This window comes from Tenacibaculum tangerinum, from assembly GCF_029853675.1.
In the GTDB taxonomy this organism is placed as follows: Bacteria; Bacteroidota; Bacteroidia; order Flavobacteriales; family Flavobacteriaceae; genus Polaribacter; species Polaribacter tangerinum_A.
Genome location: NZ_CP122539.1, coordinates 1,977,605 through 2,001,809, shown reverse-complemented (window position 1 = coordinate 2,001,809; position 24,205 = coordinate 1,977,605). Strand labels below are relative to the sequence as shown.

The window sequence follows — 24,205 nt, the reverse complement described above, 5'->3', positions numbered from 1 at the left end:
AGAAATTTATAATTCAACAAACAACATACAAATGGGAAAAGGATTTTTTCACGTACCAACTGCCATCAATGAACCGGTAAAAGCATACGCTCCTGGATCGCCAGAGCGTGAAGCCGTTTCAAAACAATACAAAGAATATTTTAACGGATCTGTAGATGTACCTATGTACATCGGTAACGAAGAAGTTAGAACAGGAAATACTCGCAATATGACGCCTCCGCACGATCATCAACATGTGGTAGGACAGTATCATATAGGCGATAAATCGCATGCTGAAAAAGCCATTGCGAATGCTTTAGAAGCTCGTAAAGCATGGGCACAAATGCCATGGGAACAACGAGCGGCTATCTTTTTGCGTGCTGCTGAGTTAATTGCAGGTCCTTACCGTGCAAAGATTAACGCTGCTACGATGATTGCGCAATCAAAAACCATTCACCAAGCTGAAATTGATGCTGCTTGTGAGTTGATTGACTTTTTACGTTTTAACGTAGAATATATGTCTGATATTTACGACGAACAACCTAATTCTGATGAGGGAATTTGGAACCGTGTGGAGTACCGTCCGTTAGAAGGATTTGTATATGCTATTACACCTTTTAACTTTACTGCCATTGCAGCAAACTTGCCTGCATCGGCAGCGATGATGGGGAACGTAGTGGTTTGGAAACCATCAGACAGTCAAATTTTCTCTGCGAAAGTGATTGTAGATGTATTTAAAGAAGCGGGTGTGCCAGACGGTGTAATTAATGTAATTTACGGAGACCCTGTTGAAATTACCGATGTGGTATTGGCATCTCCTGATTTTGCTGGAATCCACTTTACAGGTTCTACCTATGTATTTAAGGAGTTATGGAAAAAGATTGGTGAAAACATTCATACCTATAAAACATACCCTAGAATTGTAGGAGAAACGGGTGGTAAAGATTTTATCATTGCACATCCTTCTGCGAATCCAAAACAAGTAGCTACAGGAATTTCTCGTGGTGCTTTTGAATTCCAAGGACAAAAATGTTCGGCAGCTTCAAGAGTATACTTGCCAAAATCGCTAGCAGAAGAAACATTGAACTATGTAAAAGAAGATATTGCTTCTTTTAAAATGGGTTCTCCAGAAGACATGAGTAACTTTATTACAGCAGTAATTCACGAAGGTTCTTTTGATAAGTTAGCAAAATATATCGACCAAGCGAAAGCAGATGCTGATGCGGAAATTATTGCAGGTGGTAACTACGATAAATCGAAAGGATATTTTGTTGAGCCAACGGTTATCTTAACGACCAACCCTAAATATACTACTATGGAAACAGAATTATTCGGTCCTGTAGTAACGGTTTATGTGTACGAAGATGCCGATTGGGCGGAGACTTTACAATTGGTTGATGGAACTTCTGAATATGCCTTAACAGGTGCGGTATTCTCTACAGACCGTTATGCGATTGCAGAAGCTACTAAAGCATTAGAAAACTGTGCGGGTAACTTCTATGTAAACGATAAGCCAACAGGTGCGGTGGTAGGACAACAACCTTTTGGTGGGGCAAGAGCTTCAGGAACGAATGACAAAGCAGGGTCTGCTCAAAACTTATTACGTTGGGTATCGCCTCGTTTAATCAAAGAAACTTTTGTTTCTCCAACCGATTACCGTTACCCTTTCTTAGGATAAAGAAATCGCATTCTAAACCTGTTTTAGAATACTAGTATAAACAAAAAACAACCTTACTTCGGCTACGCTCAGTAACCAAGAAGGTTGTTTTTTATTGGGCAACAACTTTGCAAGTATACGAAAAACAAAGCTTGTTGTTTAAAAAGAGGAAAAGGGATGGTTGCAAAAAAACATTATGTGACCGATAACGAAGAGTTAGTTTTACCAACAAAGAAAATAACAAGGCGATAGCTAATTTAGAAGAAGTTTTAGAAGCTTCAGATTTATTAGAAAACATTCTTTTAAAAGCTGGCAAGAGATATCAATCAAAGAAAAATGAAGTACTTTTGAAAAAGCCAAAAAAACAGCAAAAAATCCTTTTTTCAATATTAAAAATATAAGAATTAATAAGTAATCTCGATAACTAATAATTGATTTGGCAGGAATTTACCTACATATCCCATTTTGTAAGCAAGCATGTTACTATTGCGACTTTCATTTTTCTACTTCCTTAAAAAAGAAAGCAGTGTTGGTTACTTGCTTAGTAAAAGAATTAGAATTACGAAAAGGAGAATTACAAAGTGAAGCAATAGAAACGATTTATTTTGGAGGCGGAACACCAAGTTTATTATCTATTGAAGAAATACAATTGTTGATAGATACTATTCATGAAAATTACAAGGTAGTTCCAAACCCAGAAATTACCTTAGAAGCCAATGCCGATGATGTATCTAAGAATCAACTAATCCAATTATATAAGACGCCAATTAACCGCTTAAGTATCGGAATTCAATCTTTTTTTGAAGAAGACTTACAGTTAATGAACCGTGCGCACAATGCACAAGAAGCCAAAGAATGCTTGTCTATGGCGATTCGCTACTTTGATAATATAACGATTGATTTGATATACGGAATTCCGAATATGTCGAATGAGCGATGGAGAGAAAACTTACAAATTGCTTTTGATTTCGGAATTAATCATATTTCATCCTACGCACTTACTGTAGAGCCAAAAACAGCCTTGTACTCGTTTATCAAACAAGGAAAATACCCAGATGTTGACGAAGCTGTAGCCAAAGCACATTTTGATATTTTGGTGGCAGAAACGGCTAAAAACGGATTTGTTCACTACGAAATTTCTAACTTTGGAAAACCCAACTATTTTTCAAAACACAATACGAGTTACTGGTTAGGAAAAAAATATATGGGCATTGGTCCGTCAGCACATTCTTTTAATAAAACGCATCGTAGTTGGAATATACCCAACAATGCCAAATATATTAAGGCTATTCAACAAGGAAAACTTCCTTCCGAAGAAGAAAAACTTACTGTAAATAATCAGTTTAATGAATATTTAATGACAGGCTTACGAACTATTTGGGGAGTATCGTTAGAAAAAATTGCGCAAGAATTTGGAGAAGAGCTTAAGATAGAACTACTTCATAATGCTGAAAAATTTATCAACCAAGACTTATTAACTATTGAGTACGATACCCTGCACAGTAAGGAAGAAATTTTAAAAACAACCGAAAAAGGAAAGTTTCTAGCAGACGGATTGGCTAGTGAGTTATTTATAATTTAGGTATCTTTGAGTATGATAGCAACAATTGAACACAACTCGAGAAAACACAAAATAGATTTATCAAAACCATTAGATATATCCATAGCCATTGATATGTCTAGAGAAAACGTAAATGCTTGGTATTTAGACGAGCCAAAAATTTACCCTGTTACTGACGGAGAGTGGGTAGGAAGTGTTCAGCAAGGAGCCGATGTAAATTTTAACAACATACAATTCAATCCACATTCGCATATTACACATACAGAGTGTGTGGGACATATTACCGAAAAAGTACATTCTGTAAATAAGAACTTAAAAAAGTTTTTCTTTTTTGCTGAAGTGGTAACTATAGCACCAGAGCAATTAAAAAACAACGATTTTGTAATTTCTAAAAAACAACTTCAGTACGCTTTAGGAAACAAAAAAAGAGAAGCCATTGTTATTAGAACCCTTCCAAATTTATCAGAAAAAAAATCCGCTAAGTACTCTAATACAAATCCACCCTATGTATTAGAAGAAGCGGCAATATATTTAAGAGAAAAAGGAATTGAACATTTGTTAATCGATGTACCATCGGTAGACAAAGAAAAAGACGAAGGAAAATTGTTAGCACATAATGCCTTTTGGAATACACATGGAGCCCTTAGAATGCAAGCAACCATAACAGAATTTATATACATTCCCAATACCATAAAAGACGGAACTTATTTTTTAAACTTAATGATTGCACCTTTTGAAAACGATGCTAGCCCCAGTAAACCAATGCTTTACGAAATTATTTAAAACTTTTATACTAGGGTGTTTATTTTTTTACTAGTTTTACGACTTAATTAAGAATACGAATGACCATTTTTAATACATACAAGCAATGCAAATCGACTGTGGTAAGACACAAAGACGATCGGGCGAGGTATGTATTATAACTATGTGTATATAAAATATAATAATTACAGAAAGTCCGACTGCAAAGTCGGACTTTTTACTTTTATAACTAAAACAACAACTAAAATTTAAGCTTATGAAAAAACTCTACTTTAACTATTTGAACACCTTTAAAGGGCTCTCAACCGAAGTTTGGTGGCTGTCGTTAATAACACTTATAAATAGGGCGGGAACGATGGTGATTCCGTTTTTATCGTTGTATTTGAGAGAAAGTTTACATTTTACATTGAATGATGTGGGATGGATTATGTCTTGCTTCGGATTGGGTTCTGTGGTGGGTTCTTGGCTAGGAGGGAAGTTAAGCGATAAAATAGGTTTTTACAAAGTAATGGAAATCAGTTTATTCTTAACAGGGATACTTTTTATTACATTGCAATTTGTACACTCATTTGCAGGATTCTGTATCGGTATTTTTTTGGTGATGTTGGTAGCAGATACCTTTAGGCCAGCCATGTTTGTTGCGCTGAATACCTATAGTAAACCAGAAAATAAAACACGCTCGGTAACCCTAATTCGTTTGGCTATTAATCTGGGGTTTTCAGCAGGTCCTGCAGTAGGAGGGCTTATTATAACCTCAATAGGGTATAGTGGATTGTTTTGGGTAGATGGAATTACCTGTATTTTAGCTACTGTACTGTTAATGAATGTATTGCATCCTAAGAAAGTAAGACCGTTAGATGAAGAAAAAGAAACCAACCCCATATCGATATTCTCAGATAAAGCCTTTTGGGTGTTTTTTGTAGGAATGTTTATTTTCGGTTTTATCTTTCTACAGTATTTTTCTACCATGCCCTTGTACTATAAAGACGTACATCACTTAACAGAGTTAGAAATAGGTCTGTTATTGGGGCTAAACGGGTTGATTATATTTCTGTTAGAAATGCCTTTAATAAAGTGGTTAGAAGATAGTGAATACACCAAAGAATTTTTAATGTTTATAGGTTTATTTCTAACAGGGTTAAGCTTTGTGGTAATTAATTTAACTGGTTGGATGGGAATTTTATTTGTAGGAATGTTATTAATGACTGTTGGAGAAATGATTGCTTTCCCTTTTTCAAATGCTTTTGTAATGGAACGAGCTAAAAAAGGAAAACAAGGTGAGTATATGGCGTATTATAGTATTGCATTTTCAATGTCACATATATTTGGGCACAATTCAGGAATGCAATTGATAAGTCATATTGGATTTGATAATACTTGGAATTTTATGATTCTATTGTCGGTAATTGGACTAGTGTTTTTGTTGATATTAATTCGAATGATAAAGAAAGAAAAAACTATAGCATGAATTTAAACCAAGTAACCATTCCGTCTCTCGATGTAATAACATCTGTAGCATTTTATAAAAAATTAGGCTTGCATCTTATCGTAGATGCAAGCCCTAAATATGTTCGATTTGAAGTACCTGATGGCGAGGCAACCTTTTCAATTCATCAAGTAGAAAAACTTCCTGGAGGAGAAGGAGTTGTGTTGTATTTTGAAGATGCTCATTTAGATGCATTAGTGGCGAGATTGCAACAAAAAGGAATTCAATTTACGCAGTTGCCAAAAGATCGAACTTGGTTGTGGAGAGAGGCTCATTTATTAGACCCAGATGGAAATAAACTAATTTTTTATAAAGCGGGCAAGAACAGAAAAAATCCACCTTGGCGAATCAATTAAGAAATAGAAGTTATTATCCTTTTACCATTTCAATATGTCGCTCTGATTTTTATTAATTATTCACTATTCATTGAAACATTAACCCAACCAACCTTCTCGGTCTAAACTTCTGTATTGAATAGCTTCTGTAATATGTTCTGATTGTATATCTTTAGAGGATGCTAAATCGGCAATAGTACGAGACACTTTTAAAATTCTATCATACGCTCTAGCAGACAAGTTTAATTTTTCCATAGCGATTTTTAACAAATTTTTACTTTCTTCTGATAGCTTACAAAACTCACGAATTTGCTTTACATTCATCTGGGCATTGTAGTGAATGTTTTCAAATTCCTTAAATCGTTTTGTTTGTATTTCACGGGCAAGTGTAACTCGTTCTCTAATGCGTACACTACTTTCTCCTTTTCGTTCATCGGAAAGTTTATCAAATGGTACAGGAGTTACTTCAATATGAATGTCAATTCTATCTAATAAAGGGCCAGAAATCTTACTTAAATAACGTTGCATTTCGGCAGGGGATGAGGTAACAGGCGAATCGGGATTGTTAAAATACCCCGAAGGGCTCGGGTTCATACTCGCTACCAGCATAAAACTACTGGGATAGTTTACTGTAAAACGAGCTCGAGATATGGTAACTTCTCTATCTTCTAAAGGTTGACGCATTACCTCTAAAACGGTGCGTTTAAACTCTGGAAGCTCATCTAAAAATAACACCCCATTATGTGCCAAAGATATTTCTCCAGGCTGCGGATATTGTCCGCCACCTACGAGTGCTACGTCAGAAATGGTATGGTGAGGACTTCGAAAGGGACGTTGGTATAATAACCCCGTATTTTTTACTTTTCCTACAACCGAATGTATCTTAGTAGTTTCTAAAGCTTCGTGTATGGTCATAGGGGGCAGAATAGAAGGAAGCCGTTTCGCTAACATGGTTTTTCCCGCTCCAGGAGGTCCAATAAGAATAATATTATGTCCGCCAGCGGCGGCAATTTCCATACAACGTTTTATAGATTCTTGCCCTTTCACATCGGCAAAATCAAACTCAGGAAAGTCGATATGTTTGTAAAACTCAGCACGGGTATCAACAGTGGTCGGTTCAATTTGTTTGTTACCATCGAAATGATGAATAACTTCCATAATGTTATGTACTCCAAGAACGTTTAAATCATTCACAATAGCGGCTTCTTTGGCATTTTCTTTCGGAAGGATAAAATGTTTAAAACCTTCTTCACGTGCTTTAATGGCAATTGGCAAGGCTCCTTTTATGGGTTGTAAACTTCCATCTAAAGAAAGTTCTCCCATAATAATATATTCGTCGATATATTCTGATTTTATTTGACTGGAAGCAGCTAAGATTCCCATGGCAAGCGTTAAATCATACGCAGCACCTTCTTTACGAATGTCGGCAGGTGCCATGTTAATAATAATTTTCTTTCCAGGGAGTTTGTAGTTATTGTTGGCTAAAGCAGCAGAAATTCTGTAAGAACTTTCACTTACGGCTTTATCGGGTAATCCAACTAAATGATAGCCGATACCTTTATCAATATTTACTTCGACAGTAATGGTGGTAGCTTCAATACCAAAAACAGCACTTCCATAGACTTTTACTAGCATATTTTTCTCTTTTCGCTAAAGATAGAGAAAAAATTAAAACATATACGATATTGGTAAATTAAAAGCAAACGAAACAGAAACTCTTACAACTAAGAAGTGTACTCGTTGTGAAGTTTAAAGTACAATTGTTTTTTAAGATAAAGAGAGAATTTCTTATGTAGTTTTATTTTTTTTAGTTTATTAAATTCCTATCATAATTTTAAATTAACGTTATCTGTATAACTTTTTTTAAATGATTTCTAATTTGTTTCATTATTTAAAATACTGAAAGTAAGTTTTTTGTAAAGGTTTTTTCTAATGTAGATAATTAATCTTTCATGAGTACAGACTATTAAAAATTAGTGAAAGTGATTAAGAGGTTTTTTATGTTATTGTTAGTTTTTCCACTGATTGTGTTTTTTTAACTTTTTTTTATACTTTAGCCGCAAGAAATTTTTTAGCAGAAAATTCTTGTTAAGAGTCTCCCGAAATGACTCCACGAAGATTGCTAAATTTCTTTTAAACATTTTCCACCTTATTATTCCTTTTTTATACCCTGTATGTGAGTCAGGGAAGCGAAGCTTTAGTCAAAATTTTAAATCTATTTTTATGAATTTTAACAATGGTTGGTACGTCTTGTACGTAAAACCTCGTTGGGAAAAAAAAGTAAACGAATCATTAAAAGATATTTTATTAGAATCGTTTTTACCACAAATAAAAACAATCAGACAGTGGAGTGATAGAAAAAAAACAATCTTAAAACCCATGTTTCCTTCTTATGTTTTTGTAAATGTAAAATCTTCTACTGAATTCCATAAAGCCCTTTCTGTGAATGGTGCTTGTGCATACATTAGTTTTGGTAGAGAGTATGCTAAGGTATCAGCATCTGAAATTGATAAAATTAAAACGCTAGTAAGTGCAGATGCTGTTACTAATTTTGAAATTGATACAAGGCGTTTGAAAATAGGCGCTATTAAAACAATTAACCAAGGTCCTTTAAGTGGTTTAGAATGCGAAGTGCTTAAAGTAAATAATAAGAATAAGGTTGTTGTTAGAATAGATTCGTTACAACAAAATATACTTGCCACTGTACCCTCACATTTTATTTAAATAATGAAAATAATTGCTTTCCCTTTCGCAGGAGGAAACTCTCAATCGTATAATAAACTTTTTCATAAAAATGAAAAATTTACTGCATTGTGTTATCCAGGAAGAGGAGGTAGAATTAGAGAAAAATTACTTTTAGAGGTAGATGAATTAGTAGAAGACATGCTTCTTCGTGTAATATAAGAAGTTGAAGGGACTGATGAGTATATCATTTATGGTCACAGCATGGGAGCAATAGTGGGATATTTGATTTGCAAAAAAATAGAAACTTTAAATATTAAAAAGCCCCTACAACTTATTGTTAGTGGTGTAAAAGCACCAGTATATCCAAGAAAAGAGAAAATAGCCCACTTATCAGATAGCGATTTTTGGAACAAAATTTTGAATTTTGGAGGAATGCCCGAAGATTTTGATAATTGCCCTTAACTTATAGATTTTTTTATACCAATACTAAAAGCAGATTTTCAATGTCTCGAAAATTATAGGTATAATAAAGAATCACCAAAACTAACGATACCAATTGATGTGTTTTATGGTAGTGATGAAAACATTTCAGAAACAGAAATAAACGATTGGAAAAATAATGAAACCACAAACGATGTTGCCATTCATAAATTAACAGGGAATCATTTTTTTATTTTTAACAATGCATATACGTTCAAAGAACATATTAATAAAATAGTTTTTAACTACCATTAAAATATTTTCTTCAGAAAAACCTCAAGTTATTTCTATGACTATAAAAAACAAAAGATTATTGCAATTGTAGTTGTTGTGGACTCCAACGAGCAGGGTCATACTTTCTTAAAAAACCTTTTAAAAGATTGTTACGTTGATAATCTATATAATCATCATAAATCAATGAAGTAGGTTTTTTACCTAGCTTGTTAAAGGGAATAGAAAAAGAACCATTGTCTATATCATCTTTGCTTACTATAAAAAATGACAGCTCTGATACATTCAAATTTTTATTAATTGTTGATGAATCATAGAAAGGTGTATCGATGGTAGAGTACGTGTAAATACTTTTAGGAAGCTTATCTTTCTTGTCCATTTCTTGGGCAGTAGCAGAAAATACAACTGCTATAAAAAGAAAGATGGTGATACTATTTTTCATAAAAATTGAATTTATAAATTACCATCAATAATTATACCTTTTTTGACTTTGTAAAAATAGACTTGTACATTTTACGAATAGCAATAAATATCAAAACGACTAGAATAATAGCTACTATAGGTAAAAAAATAGAAAAGGCAGACATCACCATAGAGGTGCCCGTTTCTACAGTAGAAATAACAGGATTTGCAATTCCCGCAGTTGTTGCAGTAGAAGTCAATCTTGCAGAAGCGGTAGTTCCTTTTATTGTAGAAGCTGTTCCGCCACCAGCAATTATTGCTAAAGCCCAAGTAGTTACAGGAGATAAATCTGCTATCGTCGAGACCATAACAGCGGTACCAGCAATGGCTGCAAGAGGAATGGCTATAGTATCTAGTAAATTGTCAAACCAAGGAATATAGTAAGCAAATATCTCTAACAAAGTAGCTATACCAAGCGTAATAATAGCCGATGAACTTGCTACCCAATGCCAGTTTTCATTCAATGGAATGATATTGTAATATCCAGCTAAACTCAATGCAAACAGCGGTAAAAAAACTCGAAATCCAACTGAGGCTGATAAGCCAATTCCTAAGAAAATACTAATAATCGTTTCTGGTGTCATTTGTTTTTTATTTGAAAGATATAAAAAAAGCCTCTTTTTCTAAAAAAAGAGGCTTTTTAATATTATATAACTTAATGTGCTAAAATTAGTTAGAATCAAATCTATCTAAACCAGTTTTTAACCAATTGTAGTACGTTGTATGATCTGTATATTGTTGAGGCGAATTTAATACTTCTAATTCAGGACTCATCAACACATAAAAAGGCTGAGAAGCTGTCTTAAAGTTGGCTGCTTGTAACGTAGCCCACTTATCTCCATACGTTCTAATTCTTTTAATTTTTCCGTTCGATTTTATAAAATCAAACTGTTGGTCTTCTGGTAAGGTTCTTTGATGATCGTCTACATACAATGAAATTAATACGTAATCGTCATTAATTATAGAATAGATGTTTGGTTGGCTCCAGATGTTCTCTTCCATCTTACGACAGTTTACACATGCCCACCCAGTAAAATCTAGTAATACAGGCTTGTTTACTGATTTGGCATAGGCAATACCTTCATCAAAATCTTTAAAACAATTCAGGTTTAGAGGACATTTATTGTCTTTTTGGTAAATACTATGGAATTTTGGTGGGGCAAAACCACTTAAAAATTTATCTTGACTCCAAATAGGTTTTTCCATAACTCCAGGAGCTAAATATACTGCTATGGCTAATGAACCTATCCCTAGTAACACTCTGAAAAGAGTAATTTTTCCGTGCTTCTTTCCTATAAAACCAAATAAATAGAGTGCCATTAAGAAGGCGATTAGTGCCCATATACCAATAAATACTTCTCTTTTTAAAATTCCCCAGTGACCTACTAAATCTGCATTTGATAAGAATTTAAAGGCAAAGGCTAATTCAATAAAACCTAAAATAACTTTTACGGTGTTTAACCATCCACCAGATTTTGGTAACGAATTTAACCAGTTAGGGAACATTGCAAATAGAGCGAACGGTAAAGCGAGTGCCAAACCAAACCCAATCATACCTATTGATAATTGCATAGCTCCACCACTTAAAGATCCTGCTAGTAATGATCCAAGAATAGGACCTGTACAAGAGAAAGATACAATAGCTAAGGTCAATGCCATAAAGAAAGTACCTATAATACCTCCAATGTTAGAAGCACTGTCTGCTTTATTACTCCAAGAACTTGGAAGTGTTAATTCATAAAAACCAAAGAACGAACCAGCAAAGAATATAAGAATAACAAAGAAGAATAGGTTTAACCAAATATTGGTAGAAATATTATTTAAAATTTCAGGATCTAAGGTATCTAAGAAATGAAAAGGTAGACTTATTAACCCGTATATTAATACGATAAAGAAACCATATAAAACAGCATTACCAACACCTTTACCTTTTTTCTCAGAACGCTTTGTAAAGAAAGATACCGTTAAAGGAACCATTGGGAATACACATGGAGTTAAAAAAGCCAACAAACCACCTACAAACCCTAGTAGGAAAATATTTAATAAGTTATCGTCTTGTTCTTCAGAAGAAGAAGATTCAGTAGAACTTTTTAATAAAACCGTATTCTTTAAATCTAAGTTGAGAGATTGCGATAATTCTTTACTTTTAGCGTCTACTTCGGCAATTGTTTGAGCAACTTTCTCACCTGTTAATGAGAAGGTAAAATCTTCATCAAAAGGCAAACAATACTCCTTACAAACTTGTGCGTCTAAATTTAACGTAACTTGTGTTAGTGTAGAGTCAGAAACTGTTATTCTTTGTACTAACCTACCTTCGTCTACAAAAAAGATTTCATCTTTTCCCCAGATTTCACTAAACTGAGTTTCTGTTTCACTTTCTTCGGCCTTACCATTTAAAGTATAGCCAGATTGTCCTTCTGCGGGTGCAATTGTCATAGGTAGTGAAGCATCTTCAGGATTGTACTGAGAGTATAAGTGCCAGTCTTCTGCAATTAACACATTGAAAATTAAATCGTATTCATTATCAGAGACTTTTTGTACAGATGGTGTTACTACTACGGGATTATCGTCAGATTGAGAATAAACCGCTAAACCTATGAATAATAAAAGTAGAGTAAAGAATTTTTTCATTCTATGTAGTTTGATGGGGTTAATTAAATACTAATTTTTAAAAGGTTGGTTGTTTTTTCTGTAGGTAAAAAACGTCTGTCTTGTCGTTTTCCTATAATCCAAATAATTTCGTTTTTACCAGAACAGAGTAACCAAATTTTGTTTTTGTTTACTATTGATATTTTTTCGTCCTTAAAATATTTACTTACCTTCTTACGCCCTTGCATTCCTTTGGGATAAAAGTAGTCGCCAGAAATCCAGCGCCTTAGAGATAGGGGATAATCAAGTAATTCACTATCAACATAAATAGAATTTGTGCTGATAGTAGTTTGTTTTTTAACATTTTCGAATATAAGCTCGATGGGAACTGTTATTCTTTTGTTTTCTTTATGAATGATGAAATGTTCATTCTTACACAAACTTTCCTCATCAGTGGGTAAAAGTAATAAAAAATCTCTGTCTTTCAACAAAGTATAAAATTTTGTTAAAATTCGCCTCCCCGATTGCGCATAAATTAAATCAAAAACATCGTCCCATTCCCTGAATCCATAAGGCTTTAAGAGCTGATATAGGTAGGCTTTTGGGTTCGTTAATTTTAACATTTCTTCAATGTTAATTTTTAACAAATCACCCTCTTTTAAAAGAATTTTAGAGGAAATTTCTTTGATTTTATTATCAATTATTTGTTGAGATTGCTGTAAATAATCAATTGTTTTATTGAACGATTTTAAAAGGCTAGGGTTCAATTCTTTTAATACAGGAATAACGTCATGACGTATTTTATTTCGCACATATTTTTTTTCAGCATTACTTTTATCTTCTTGCCATTCGATGTTGTTTTCTGTTGCGAAAGAAAAAATTTCTTCACGAGAAAAAATTAGCAAAGGCCTCACCACATTTTTATTAATTGACGGAATACCGGTTAGCCCTTCTAGCCCTGTACCTCGAGTAAAATTGATTAGAAAAGTTTCTAAATTATCGTCTGCATGATGAGCCGTTAAAATATAGTCAAAGGCGTTTTCTTTTCGTAGTTTATCAAACCAGTTATAACGTAGCTCTCGTGCTGCTAACTGTATTGATAGTTTGTTTTCAACGGCATATTCACGAGTATTAAATCGTGTTGTAAAGGTCTCGATAGTTAAGCGATCTCCTAATTTTTGAACAAATTGTTCATCCAAATCACTTTCCTTACCCCTTAGTTGAAAATTACAATGTGCCAATGAAATTTTAAATTGTAATTTGTGTAAAAGGTGAGTTAGCACAACACTATCGACACCTCCAGAAATGGCAATGAGCAATCCCTTATCCTTTAAAAAAGAAAATTGTTCGTCAATATGTGAAGCCAACTCTTGAAGCATATAAAAAAACCTATGGTAATTGAGCGTTTAACCAGTGTACTACATCTTGTAACAGTTCTTCTTTACACAAGTCGTTTTGTAGCTCATGATAGCCGCCCTCATATAATTTTATACTAGCATTAGGTGTTTTACTAGCAAACGCTTCTGAGCCTTTATAATCAATAATCTTATCATCAGTACCGTGCAATATTAATATTGGAGTCTGTAACGAAGAAGCATTTTCAATAGCCCACTCACCAGCATCGATAAACGATAAAGAAAAATTAGGACTTACCTTATCGTGCACCAAAGGGTCTTCTTTATATTTTTGTACCTCAATAGGGTCGCGTGATATGTCGTTAGGATTCAGCTCGTTACCTAAGGTAATTGAAGGTGCTATTTTTTGCATGAGTTTACCCAGCGATAGTTTCCATGCAGATGGCTGAAATGCCAAACGTAAAAAAGGACTGGTGGCTACCACTCCCGTTAAATCATGCTCATTTCTTAAGGTGTAGTTAATAACTGTATTTCCTCCCATCGAATGTCCGTATAAAAACACAGGGTTATTTCCAAAAACTTCGATGCCTTTTTCAATAAGTTTGGTAACACTTTTTAACACATATTCATAACCTGGATTATGACCTCTTTTTCCTGTAGTTTTTCCGTGTCCGAAATGATCGAAAGCGATAACACCAAAATTAGCGCCTGTGAGTTTTTTCGCCACATGCTCGTACCTGCTAGAATGTTCTCCCATACCGTGAATTAGCACTACAATGGCTTTTACGCTTTCAGGTTTCCAATACTGACCGAAAAATGTGGTATTTTGAAAATTGAATGTAAAGGTGTGGTGTGTCATCTAATCTCTTGTAATATTTCCGTCTTCTAAAATAGAAAAGATAATGGTAGAAGGCGAATCTGAAACATATTCTACCAACTCAATACTGTTTTTGTTAAGAGTAGAAGTGGTTTTTAACATGCCGTCAGCTATTTCATCATAGGCCAGTACCTGACTGTTAATTACGGTAAACGAATCATCGTAATTTACCAACATAGAAATCAGTTCGGTGTTATTAGGATAAAAATAATACACTACAGATTTAAAATTATCTGAAATTTTAGGCAGGTAAGAAACACCAATTTTAGCATTCTCCTCAGGTAACTGCCCCTCAAAAATAGCGGGAAGTTTTAAAAGTTCTTGTTGCGATTTGGTTAATAACTTGTCTTCTACATGATTGCTAAAATTGGTACTGTCTACCAAAGGAACAGCCTTCGTAGGGTACTCATCTAAAAAGGAATAATTGTTTGATTTACATGAGGCAATTGCTACAATAATAGTCGCGAAAAATATAATTTTAATGGTGTTTTTCATCTCTTTATTTTTTGTAATAGTTTGTTGGTTATCAATACTCATTACAAGTATCAGCTATAAATATAGTTAACTTTTGTTAGTATTCGTTAAAACAAATTTCATGGCTTTGGCTTTCAGTAAGCATTCTTCATACTCTTTTTCAGGAGTAGATTTAGCTGTAATCGCACCGCCAACTGAGTATGAAACGTATTTTTTTTCAAGATTGTATAAAATACTTCGAATAACTACGTTAAAATCAAAATCTCCGTTAGGAGTAAAGTAACCAACAGTACCAGAATACAAACCACGCTTGGTTTCTTCTAATTCTTCAATAATTTTCATGGCTGAAATTTTTGGAGCCCCTGTCATACTTCCCATCGGAAAAGTATCTTTAATCACATCAACAGGGTGTGTGGTGTTTTCAATTTCTGAAACCACCGTAGAAATGAGTTGATGTACTTGCTTAAACGAATATACGTTACATAATTCCTCTACTTGAACGCTTCCTTTTTTAGCTGTTCTTGATAAATCATTACGAACCAAATCAACAATCATTATGTTTTCAGAACGCTCTTTTGCATCACGAGCTAAGTCAAAAACAATTTTTTCATCTTCAATAGGGTCTATAAATCGCTTTGCTGTACCCTTTATAGGCTGTGAAATAATTTTTGAACCTTCTTTTCTAATATACCTCTCGGGGGTAGCAGATAGCAAGTAGTGATTGTCATTTTTAAAAAAAGTAGCGAATGGAGGTTCAGATATTTTATTTAATTGCTTGTATACTTTATACGGATTAATTACGGTGTTTTCGGCATAAAACTCCTGACAAAAATTAGCCTCGTAAATATCCCCTCTATGAATGTGTTCTAAAACTTTTTCTACTTTTTGATGATATTCATCTTTATGAATACGAAGCTTTATTTTTATCTCATCCGTTTCCTCTTGTTGAGAATGTAGAAGGGTAGGATTAATTTCAACAATATCCTCAAAATCTTCCTCTAATTCGTCATCAATCATTTGCAAGTAGTGAAACTCAACCGTACTTCCTTTAATAAAAATTAATTTTTGAGGTTGAAAAAAATACAAATCAGGAAAATGAAGTCCGTCAAAATTAGTAGAAGTCAGTTTTTCAGTATCATTTTTAACATCGTAACTAAGATAGCCAAAAATGTAATCTTTGGTAAAAGATTGGTATTCTTTCAATTTGTCAAAAGCATGCTCAGAATCTGTTTTAATAGAAGTAAATTCATCAATAGCCACCGCACATTGAAACGAAGAATAGGCTTGCTCATAATTATTAGAATCTAACCAAACGATAGTTTCATGTTGTTGAGCCCAAGCAAATAGCTTTTCTTGAAAGACTTCAATATTGTCAACCGAAAAGTTGCGCTGTGTTCTTTTTGACATGCGACAAAAATAGAAAATGAAGCGAACATTCCTGTTTTCTTTTGTTACTTTTATAAAAATTAAGTTTTTTTGAGATATGAGAAAAATAGTACTAGTAATATTAATTTGTTTTGTTGCGGCATGCAAAAAAGTTGATACTAAAAACAAGCAAACAAAAGAAATAAAAGAAGTAGCCGCTCCAGAACTAAATTTAGCACAGGCTAATAAATTGGCCTTTTTACCCGTAAATTGTATTAATGTTGAGTATCCTAACAAATTAAATCAGGTAATTGGTGGCGATGAAGACTTACAATCACCCAAAGAATTACACCCAGCCTTTTATGGATGTTTCGATTGGCATTCTTCGGTGCACGGGCATTGGAGTTTGGTTTCGTTGCTAAAACAGTTTCCTGATTTGAATAATGCCGAAAAAATTAAGCAGCAATTGCTAGCAAACATTTCAAAAGAAAATATTGAAAAAGAAGTTGAATACTTCCACGGAAAGCATAATAAAAGTTACGAGCGAACCTACGGATGGGCTTGGTTGTTAAAACTAGCAGAAGAGCTACATACGTGGGACGACCCTGTAGCTGAAGAATTAGAAAAAAACTTACAACCATTAACCGATTTAATTGTAAGTAAATATGTAGCATTTTTGCCAAAATTAACATATCCTATCAGAGTAGGAGAGCATACCAATACCGCATTCGGATTAACCTTTGCGTGGGATTATGCCAATACGGTAGGCAACGACAAATTCAAAGACCTCATAAGAAAGAGAGCCAGAGATTTTTATTTAAAAGATGCGCACTGTCCGTTGTCTTGGGAGCCTAGCGGATACGATTTCTTATCACCCTGTTTACAAGAAGCGGCGATTATGAAACGCATTATGTCACCAGCAGAATTTAGATTGTGGTTTGTCGATTTTCTTCCGCAGTTAAAAAATAAAGATTTTACCTTACCTGTAGGAGAAGTGTCGGACAGAAAAGATGGTAAACTAGTGCATTTAGATGGCGTAAACTTTTCAAGAGCGTGGGCACTTTATAAAATTGTAGAGGGCATGCCAGAATTAAAGCATGTAAAAAATATAGCCAACGAACACATCAATTATTCCTTGCCAAATTTAGTGGGAGACAGTTATGAGGGCGGACATTGGCTAGGTAGTTTTGCAATTTATGCGTTAAACGCCACTAAAAATGATTAAAAACTGGTTTAAAAATATAGGCCCAGGTACTTTAGTAGCAGCGGCTTTTATAGGACCAGGAACCGTAACCTTATGTACATTAGCAGGGGTAAATTTTGGCATGAATCTGTTGTGGGCTATGGTACTATCGATCCTAGCAACTATCGTATTACAAGAAATGGCAGCTCGGTTGGGCATTGTTTCTCAAAAAGGACTGTCGCAAGTCATACGAGAAGAAATACCATCGCCTTTCTCTAAACAATTCATCACTATTTTAATACTTTCGGCGATTGTTATTGGAAATGCCTCGTATGAAGCAGGTAATATTAGTGGTGGAATTTTAGGGCTAGAAACTGTTTTTGGAAAATGGACTATCGAGGTCGGGAGTTTTGCTGTAAATATGATGAGTTTTGTGGTTGGCAGTATAGCATTTGTACTGCTGTATATGGGAAACTACAAGTTTTTAGAAAAAGCCTTGGTCGCTCTGGTGTTATTGATGAGTATTTCGTTTATAATTACTGCAATGGTTACCAAACCAAATCTTACAGAAGTTTTAAAAGGAATGTTTATTCCGAAGTTTCCAGAAAAAAGTTTGTTAACCGTTATCGGACTCATAGGAACCACCGTAGTACCCTACAATTTGTTTTTACATGCCTCTTTGGTAAAAGAAAAATGGAAAACCACAGACGATTTATCGCTCGCTAAAAAAGACACCGTTATTTCTATTGTCCTTGGAGGAATGGTTTCAATAGCCATCATTATTTCAGCAGCGGCAATGCCCTCTTCTGAAATTCATAATGCTGCCGATTTAGCCAAAGGATTGGAACCTCTGTATGGAAGTTTTGCCAAGTATTTTATGGCACTAGGATTGTTTGCCGCAGGAATCACGTCGGCAATCACAGCACCTTTAGCCGCCGCCTACGTAGCCAAAGGATGTTTGGGCTGGAAAGAGGGACTACAATCCAAACGTTTTAGAACCGTTTGGATGGTAATTTTAGGCATTGGCGTGGTGTTTTCTTCCATTGGAATTAAACCCATTGAGATTATCAAGTTTGCACAGGTAGCCAACGGAATGTTATTACCTATAGTAGCAGGAATTTTATTATGGATTATGAATAAGAAGTCGATTTTAGGCAACTATAGCAATACCAAATGGCAAAATTTTGCAGGCTTATTCATTCTAACTATTAGCATACTGTTAGGACTCAAAACTATTTTAAGCGTATTCAATGTATTCTAACTATAGCATAGATATTAACTGTGATGTGGGTGAAGGCGTTGGAAATGAACACTTACTACTACCTTATATATCCTCTTGCAATATAGCCTGTGGGGCGCATGCAGGAAGTGTGGCTACGATCGACAATGTAATTCATCTAGCCAAAAAGCACCAAGTAAAAATAGGAGCGCACCCTTCTTTTCCAGATCGCAAAAACTTAGGAAGAGCAGTACTACCTATTTCTTCGGAAGCGTTGCAAGAAAGCATCGAGGAGCAGATTCGGTTACTAAAAGAAAGAGCCGATTTACAAGGGGTAAAACTCCATCATGTCAAACCACACGGTGCGTTGTATAATGTAATAGCTAAAGACAAGAAGATGGCACAATTGGTTATCAGAGCTATTCAAAATACGTGTTCAAACGTATTTTTATACGTTCCTTATAATTCAGTAATTGCTGAAGAAGCCGTAAAAAAGAACCTACAAATAGTATACGAAGCCTTTGCCGATAGAAATTATAATGACGATTTAAGCTTGGTGTCGAGAAGTAAAGAAAACGCATTGATTACCGATAAAGAAGCAGTTTTTATACACATAAAAAATATTATTCTGCACCAAAAGGTAACAACGATTGCAGGAACCCGAAAAATTATAGCCGATACAATTTGTGTGCACGGCGATACCAAAAATGCAGTCGCGTTAGTTGCCTATATTCATGCGAAACTAAAAGAAAATAACATTCAAATTGCTTAAAAAACCTACATATACGCTTTTTGGAGAACGCACTATTTTAATAGCGTGGGAAGCTCTGATTTCAGAAGCAATTATAAAAGACATTACTCAATTTGAACAGTTGGTGCAATCAGAGAAATCAGAAGTGATTGAAGACAGCGTTATAGGCTACAATTCGCTGTTGCTTATCTATAAAAAAGCACCTGATGCAGCAGAAATTGCCTCACTCAAAACATTGTATAAACGAAGGACTACTTCTGTAGATGTTGAAAATTTCTTATGGAAGATTCCTGTATGCTATGATATAAAGTTTGGAGTAGATTTAGAAGAACTAGCCAAAGGATTACAGCTAACACCAGAAGAAGTTATCCAAAAACACAGCAATGCTATTTACCATGTATATTTTATTGGTTTTTTACCTGGGTTTCTGTATTTAGGAGGTTTAGAAAAAGGATTGCACTTCCCCAGAAAAGCAACACCCAGATTGGCTGTATCTAAAGGGGCGGTAGCCATTGGAGGGAGTCAAACGGGAATTTATCCGCAACAAAGTGCAGGCGGATGGAATATTATAGGCAGCACACCCATTTCTTTGTTCGATATAAGCAAGGAAGCACCCTGTTTTGCTAAATCGGGAGACAAAATACAATTTGTACCGATTGGACTTTCTGAATATGCAAGTATTATGGCACAGAAAGGAGCTTACGAAGTAACCAAAACCTTGTTGCATGATTAACGTTCGAACTCCGGGAATTTATAGCACTGTACAAGATAGCGGCAGGAAAGGCTACCGAAAAATAGGTGTTCCTGTTTCAGGAGCTATGGATGCTTTTGCTGCAAACCTTGCGAATCAGTTATTGCAAAATCATGAAGATGCTGCGGTAATCGAAGTTACTTTTGGGGGGTGTATACTGGAATTTCTATGCGATACATTTTTGTGTATTACAGGAGCTGATTTTTCGCCGAAACTGAATGAGGTACCCATCAAGTTAAATTCGGTACAAAAGGTAATGAAAGGAATGGTATTGTCTTTTGGTAAAAGAAACTACGGGGTACGTACTTATATAGGGGTTTCAGGAGGCATACAAACCGAACGATTTTTAAATAGCCGAAGCTTTTACAAAGGAATCACGCCTCATTTTACGTTAAAAAGGGGAATGATTTTACCTATCGGAAGTTTAGAGAAGCAACTGCACCAAAGTTTGGCTGTAGTAAAAGTAAAGCAACCGCATTTTTCTTCAGAAAAAATATCCTGTTTTAAAGGACCAGAATTTGGGTTGCTTTCTCACGAACAAATCTTGTTGCTACAAGACACGGTATTTACGATTTCATCTGATAATAGTCGTATGGGCTATCAATTGAATGAAACCATTCCGAATACTTTTGACTCAATGTTAACTTCCGGAGTATTGCCCGGCACCGTACAGCTAACACCCTCTGGAAAACTAATCGTGTTAATGAGAGATTGTCAGGTTACGGGAGGCTATCCGCGTGTTCTACAACTCTCTGAAAATGCTATCAATATCCTTGCTCAAAAAACCACGGGAGACAGGTTGAGGTTTTTAGTACAGTAAAAAAAGAAACCCGATAGTTGTATTACTATCGGGCTTTTGTTTTATTCAAAGAAGAGTTATTCTTTTTTCTGATTACTTTCGTACTCTTTAATTTTATTTTGTACTTCTTCTAAAGTGCCTTCAAAAACTTCTTCTTTACTAACTTTTTTACCGTTTTCAATAGTGATGGTTTTAATGATAGCTTTCGCTGTTCCGTCTTCATTTTTTTGAATGTTCACTTCGGAAGTTTTTTCAACAAATTCAGTGTTAGAAGAAGCGTCTGTTTGGTGACCTTCAATTACTACCTGAGCACTTTCTGCTTCTTTGTGTATTTCAGCAGTATGTCCACCCAAAATAGGAGCGATTACCAAACCTACCAAGCAAGTTAATTTAATTAAGATGTTCATCGATGGTCCAGAAGTATCTTTAAAAGGATCACCAACGGTATCACCCGTAACAGCCGCTTTGTGTGCATCTGAACCTTTGTAGGTCATTTCTCCGTTGATTTCAACACCTGCTTCGAATGATTTTTTAGCGTTGTCCCATGCACCACCAGCATTGTTTTGGAAAATGGCCCACATAACACCTGATACACAAACACCTGCCATATATCCACCTAAAGGCTCTGCACCAAATAACAATCCGATAATAATTGGTGTAATAATGGTAATTAATCCTGGTAAAATCATTTCTTTTAAAGCAGCTTGCGTAGAAATATCTACACATTTTGCATATTCAGGAGTTCCTGTTCCTTCCATAATTCCTGGAATTTCTCTAAACTGACGGCGTACTTCGTGTACCATTTCCATCGCTGCTTTTCCTACAGATTGCATTGCCAAGGCAGAAAATATTACTGGAATCATTCCTCCCACAAACAGCATCGCTAATACATCTGCTTTAAAAATATTAATTCCGTCGATACCTGTAAAAGTAACATAGGCAGCAAATAACGCTAAAGCTGTTAAAGCAGCAGAAGCAATTGCAAAACCTTTACCTACCGCTGCGGTAGTATTTCCTACAGAATCTAAAATATCGGTACGCTCACGTACATGATCTTCCAATTCACTCATTTCGGCAACCCCACCTGCATTATCAGCAATAGGTCCGAATGCATCAATCGCTAACTGCATCGCAGTAGTTGCCATCATAGCTGATGCTGCTAAGGCAACTCCGTAAAATCCTGCAAAGTAATACGAGCCATAGATCGCTGCCGCAAATAATATAACAGATAAAAACGTAGATTTCATACCTACAGCTAAACCAGCAATAATGTTAGTTCCTGCTCCTGTAGCACTGTTTTTTACGATTTCTAATACTGGTTTTTTTCCTAAACTAGTGTAGTAAGAAGTTACCATAGAAATCAAAGCTCCTACAGCCAAACCAATACAAGCAGACCAAAACACGTTGATAGAAGAAACATCTTTAATTCCTTCTCCAAAGAAACTCATTTGCATAGTTTCAGGAAGCATCCAGTCAATTAAAAAATAACTTGCCACTAAGGTAATAAGTATAGATGCCCAGTTACCAGTGTCTAATGCTTTTTGTACTTGAGCTTCTTTTGCAGTATTGTCTTTAATACCTACTAAAAAAGTACCAATAATAGAGGCAATGATACCCACACCCGCAATTACTAAAGGTAATAGTATAGGTCCCATTCCATTAAAAGCATCGGTAAATTGAGTGGTGGTAGACATGTCTCTAATTACATAATTTCCTAATACCATCGCAGCCAATACGGTAGCAACATACGAACCAAATAAATCGGCACCCATACCAGCAACATCCCCTACATTATCTCCCACATTATCAGCAATAGTAGCTGGGTTACGAGGGTCGTCTTCTGGAATTCCTGCTTCTACTTTACCTACTAAATCGGCACCTACATCGGCAGCTTTTGTATAAATTCCTCCACCAACACGGGCAAATAAAGCAATAGACTCAGCTCCTAAAGAAAAACCTGCTAATGCTTCTAAAACCACGGTCATTTGGTTGTAAAAATTCCCATCATTGGTCATAAACTGTGCGACGAACAATAGAAAAAACAAACTCAAACCTAAAACAGCTAAGCCTGCTACTCCTAAGCCCATTACGGTTCCACCGCCAAAAGATACTTTTAAGGCTTGTGGTAAGCTTGTTTTTGCAGCTTCTGCGGTTCTTGAGTTGGCATCGGTAGCGATTCGCATACCTATATTTCCGGCTAAAGCAGAAAAAATTGCTCCTATAATAAACGCAGGAACAATCATAATACTAGTGGTTTCAACTAATTGAGAGATTCCGAATAAAGCTATTGAGGCAATAATTACAAAGATTAATAGTAATCGATATTCGGCAGCTAAAAAAGCAAGAGCGCCTTCTTTTATACTTTTTGAAATAGATTGCATTTTATCACTTCCTGCATCTTGTTTTTTAACCCAGACCATTTTTACATACATAAAAATAAGCCCTACCAGTGCTAAAATAACTGGTATATACATTATATTTTGTTCCATATTTGAATTAATTGATTAATTTTCGTGCTTGTAAAAGTATAACAAAATCAATTAGAAACAAAAATCCTCTTAGCGAAAACTAAGAGGATTTTACTTTTACTTTATAAATTATTTAGATTACAAAATCTCCTTTTGTTTTATGGTCACTTTCTTCGTAACGATCTAAGCATTTTTGTAAAATATCATACGCTTCGTTAGCATCACCCCAATCGCCAACGTCAACTTTTTTCTTTTCTAAATCTTTATAAACTTGGAAAAAATGTGTGATTTCCTCTTTACGATGTGGATTTAAGTCAGACAAGTCGTTGCATTTGTTCCAAATTGGGTCAGATACAGGTACACAAACAATTTTCTCGTCTGGTCCTTTTTCATCTGCCATGTGGAAAACACCAATAGGTTTTACTTCCATAACACACATTGGGAAGGTGGGCTCAGCTCCTAAAACCAACACATCTAACGGGTCTCCGTCTAATGCTAACGTTTTAGGTATAAATCCGTAGTCTCCAGGATACATCATCGATGAGAATAACATTCTATCAAAACGAATTTTTCCTAAATCAAAATCATACTCGTACTTGTTTCTACTTCCTTTAGGTATTTCAATTAAAACATCTACTGTCTTTCTTTCTTTTGCGGTCATATATTCTTAACTTTTCTTCGTTTTTTAAATCGGTTTGCAAAAGTAGTGATTTATTAGCTTTTTAAAAGAAAAACA

General features: G+C 35.0%; 24 protein-coding genes. 14 read left to right on the top strand and 10 right to left on the bottom strand.

Features of this window, described 5'->3' with window-relative positions:
* Positions 1–31 precede the first annotated feature (31 nt).
* From pruA to P8625_RS08695, 5 genes are all read left to right on the top strand, one after another.
* On the top strand, positions 32–1,657 hold the full coding sequence (gene pruA, locus P8625_RS08715) for an L-glutamate gamma-semialdehyde dehydrogenase (protein ID WP_279650083.1): 1,626 nt from the start codon (positions 32–34) through the stop codon (positions 1,655–1,657).
* A gap of 415 nt (positions 1,658–2,072) precedes the next feature.
* Positions 2,073–3,218 carry a radical SAM family heme chaperone HemW gene (gene hemW, locus P8625_RS08710; protein WP_279650082.1) on the top strand — a complete coding sequence of 382 codons (1,146 nt, stop codon included), beginning with the start codon at positions 2,073–2,075 and terminating at the stop codon, positions 3,216–3,218.
* Between the two features lie 12 nt (positions 3,219–3,230).
* The gene (locus P8625_RS08705; protein ID WP_279650081.1) at positions 3,231–3,980 is read left to right on the top strand and encodes a cyclase family protein; all 750 of its coding nucleotides are present in this window, start codon (positions 3,231–3,233) and stop codon (positions 3,978–3,980) included.
* Positions 3,981–4,215: 235 nt separating this feature from the next.
* On the top strand, positions 4,216–5,427 hold the full coding sequence (locus P8625_RS08700) for an MFS transporter (RefSeq protein WP_279650080.1): 1,212 nt from the start codon (positions 4,216–4,218) through the stop codon (positions 5,425–5,427).
* Positions 5,424–5,801: a VOC family protein gene (locus P8625_RS08695; RefSeq protein ID WP_279650079.1), complete on the top strand. Its 378-nt coding sequence runs from the start codon at positions 5,424–5,426 to the stop codon at positions 5,799–5,801. Before P8625_RS08700 ends, P8625_RS08695 begins: the two co-directional genes overlap by 4 nt.
* Positions 5,802–5,879: 78 nt before the next feature.
* Here P8625_RS08695 and P8625_RS08690 read toward each other — a convergent pair whose 3' ends face one another.
* Positions 5,880–7,415: a YifB family Mg chelatase-like AAA ATPase gene (locus P8625_RS08690; RefSeq protein ID WP_279650078.1), complete on the bottom strand. Its 1,536-nt coding sequence runs from the start codon at positions 7,413–7,415 to the stop codon at positions 5,880–5,882.
* A gap of 588 nt (positions 7,416–8,003) precedes the next feature.
* On the opposite strand from P8625_RS08690, the gene P8625_RS08685 reads away from it, so the two are divergent.
* From P8625_RS08685 to P8625_RS16360, 4 genes are read left to right on the top strand one after another with little or no spacing between them, the layout of a single operon-like run.
* Positions 8,004–8,504, top strand: coding sequence for a UpxY family transcription antiterminator (locus P8625_RS08685; RefSeq protein WP_279650077.1), 501 nt, complete (start codon positions 8,004–8,006; stop codon positions 8,502–8,504).
* 3 nt (positions 8,505–8,507) lie between these two features.
* A complete protein-coding gene (locus P8625_RS08680; protein WP_279650076.1) occupies positions 8,508–8,684 on the top strand; it encodes a hypothetical protein in 177 nt (58 codons plus the stop codon).
* A 24-nt stretch (positions 8,685–8,708) separates the two neighbouring features.
* On the top strand, positions 8,709–8,927 hold the full coding sequence (locus P8625_RS08675) for a thioesterase II family protein (RefSeq protein WP_322790517.1): 219 nt from the start codon (positions 8,709–8,711) through the stop codon (positions 8,925–8,927).
* A gap of 3 nt (positions 8,928–8,930) precedes the next feature.
* The gene (locus tag P8625_RS16360; protein ID WP_407704774.1) at positions 8,931–9,200 is read left to right on the top strand and encodes a thioesterase II family protein; all 270 of its coding nucleotides are present in this window, start codon (positions 8,931–8,933) and stop codon (positions 9,198–9,200) included.
* Positions 9,201–9,255: 55 nt separating this feature from the next.
* Here the strand turns inward: P8625_RS16360 and P8625_RS08665 are convergent, their stop codons facing one another.
* The 7 genes from P8625_RS08665 to pabB all read right to left on the bottom strand — a co-directional run bounded on the left by P8625_RS08665 (position 9,256) and on the right by pabB (position 16,340).
* Entirely contained in the window at positions 9,256–9,618 is a 363-nt protein-coding gene (locus P8625_RS08665; RefSeq protein ID WP_279650074.1) for a hypothetical protein, read from the bottom strand.
* A gap of 31 nt (positions 9,619–9,649) precedes the next feature.
* Complete coding sequence (locus tag P8625_RS08660; protein ID WP_279650073.1) at positions 9,650–10,222, bottom strand: DUF4126 domain-containing protein; 573 nt, start codon at positions 10,220–10,222, stop codon at positions 9,650–9,652.
* Between the two features lie 85 nt (positions 10,223–10,307).
* The gene (locus P8625_RS08655; RefSeq protein WP_279650072.1) at positions 10,308–12,269 is read right to left on the bottom strand and encodes a protein-disulfide reductase DsbD family protein; all 1,962 of its coding nucleotides are present in this window, start codon (positions 12,267–12,269) and stop codon (positions 10,308–10,310) included.
* Between the two features lie 23 nt (positions 12,270–12,292).
* Positions 12,293–13,594, bottom strand: coding sequence for a tRNA lysidine(34) synthetase TilS (gene tilS, locus P8625_RS08650; RefSeq protein ID WP_322790475.1), 1,302 nt, complete (start codon positions 13,592–13,594; stop codon positions 12,293–12,295).
* 22 nt (positions 13,595–13,616) lie between these two features.
* A complete protein-coding gene (locus P8625_RS08645; protein WP_279650070.1) occupies positions 13,617–14,441 on the bottom strand; it encodes an alpha/beta hydrolase in 825 nt (274 codons plus the stop codon).
* Complete coding sequence (locus P8625_RS08640) at positions 14,442–14,954, bottom strand: hypothetical protein (RefSeq protein WP_279650069.1); 513 nt, start codon at positions 14,952–14,954, stop codon at positions 14,442–14,444.
* A gap of 66 nt (positions 14,955–15,020) precedes the next feature.
* Complete coding sequence (gene pabB / locus P8625_RS08635) at positions 15,021–16,340, bottom strand: aminodeoxychorismate synthase component I (RefSeq protein WP_279650068.1); 1,320 nt, start codon at positions 16,338–16,340, stop codon at positions 15,021–15,023.
* 76 nt (positions 16,341–16,416) lie between these two features.
* On the opposite strand from pabB, the gene P8625_RS08630 reads away from it, so the two are divergent.
* Genes P8625_RS08630 through P8625_RS08610 form a run of 5 tightly spaced genes read left to right on the top strand, consistent with a single transcriptional unit; the run spans position 16,417 to position 21,022 of the window.
* Positions 16,417–17,523, top strand: coding sequence for a DUF2891 domain-containing protein (locus P8625_RS08630; RefSeq protein WP_279650067.1), 1,107 nt, complete (start codon positions 16,417–16,419; stop codon positions 17,521–17,523).
* Complete coding sequence (locus tag P8625_RS08625; RefSeq protein ID WP_279650066.1) at positions 17,516–18,742, top strand: Nramp family divalent metal transporter; 1,227 nt, start codon at positions 17,516–17,518, stop codon at positions 18,740–18,742. Before P8625_RS08630 ends, P8625_RS08625 begins: the two co-directional genes overlap by 8 nt.
* Positions 18,732–19,472, top strand: a complete 741-nt coding sequence (pxpA, locus tag P8625_RS08620; RefSeq protein ID WP_279650065.1) for a 5-oxoprolinase subunit PxpA — start codon at positions 18,732–18,734, stop codon at positions 19,470–19,472. The genes P8625_RS08625 and pxpA overlap by 11 nt, the downstream gene beginning before the upstream one ends.
* Positions 19,465–20,184, top strand: coding sequence for a 5-oxoprolinase subunit PxpB (gene pxpB, locus P8625_RS08615; protein ID WP_279650064.1), 720 nt, complete (start codon positions 19,465–19,467; stop codon positions 20,182–20,184). The genes pxpA and pxpB overlap by 8 nt, the downstream gene beginning before the upstream one ends.
* Complete coding sequence (locus P8625_RS08610) at positions 20,177–21,022, top strand: 5-oxoprolinase subunit C family protein (protein WP_279650063.1); 846 nt, start codon at positions 20,177–20,179, stop codon at positions 21,020–21,022. Before pxpB ends, P8625_RS08610 begins: the two co-directional genes overlap by 8 nt.
* Positions 21,023–21,078: 56 nt before the next feature.
* Here P8625_RS08610 and P8625_RS08605 read toward each other — a convergent pair whose 3' ends face one another.
* Positions 21,079–23,490 carry a sodium-translocating pyrophosphatase gene (locus P8625_RS08605; RefSeq protein WP_279650062.1) on the bottom strand — a complete coding sequence of 804 codons (2,412 nt, stop codon included), beginning with the start codon at positions 23,488–23,490 and terminating at the stop codon, positions 21,079–21,081.
* Between the two features lie 112 nt (positions 23,491–23,602).
* Positions 23,603–24,130: an inorganic diphosphatase gene (locus P8625_RS08600; protein ID WP_279650061.1), complete on the bottom strand. Its 528-nt coding sequence runs from the start codon at positions 24,128–24,130 to the stop codon at positions 23,603–23,605.
* Positions 24,131–24,205 lie beyond the last annotated feature (75 nt).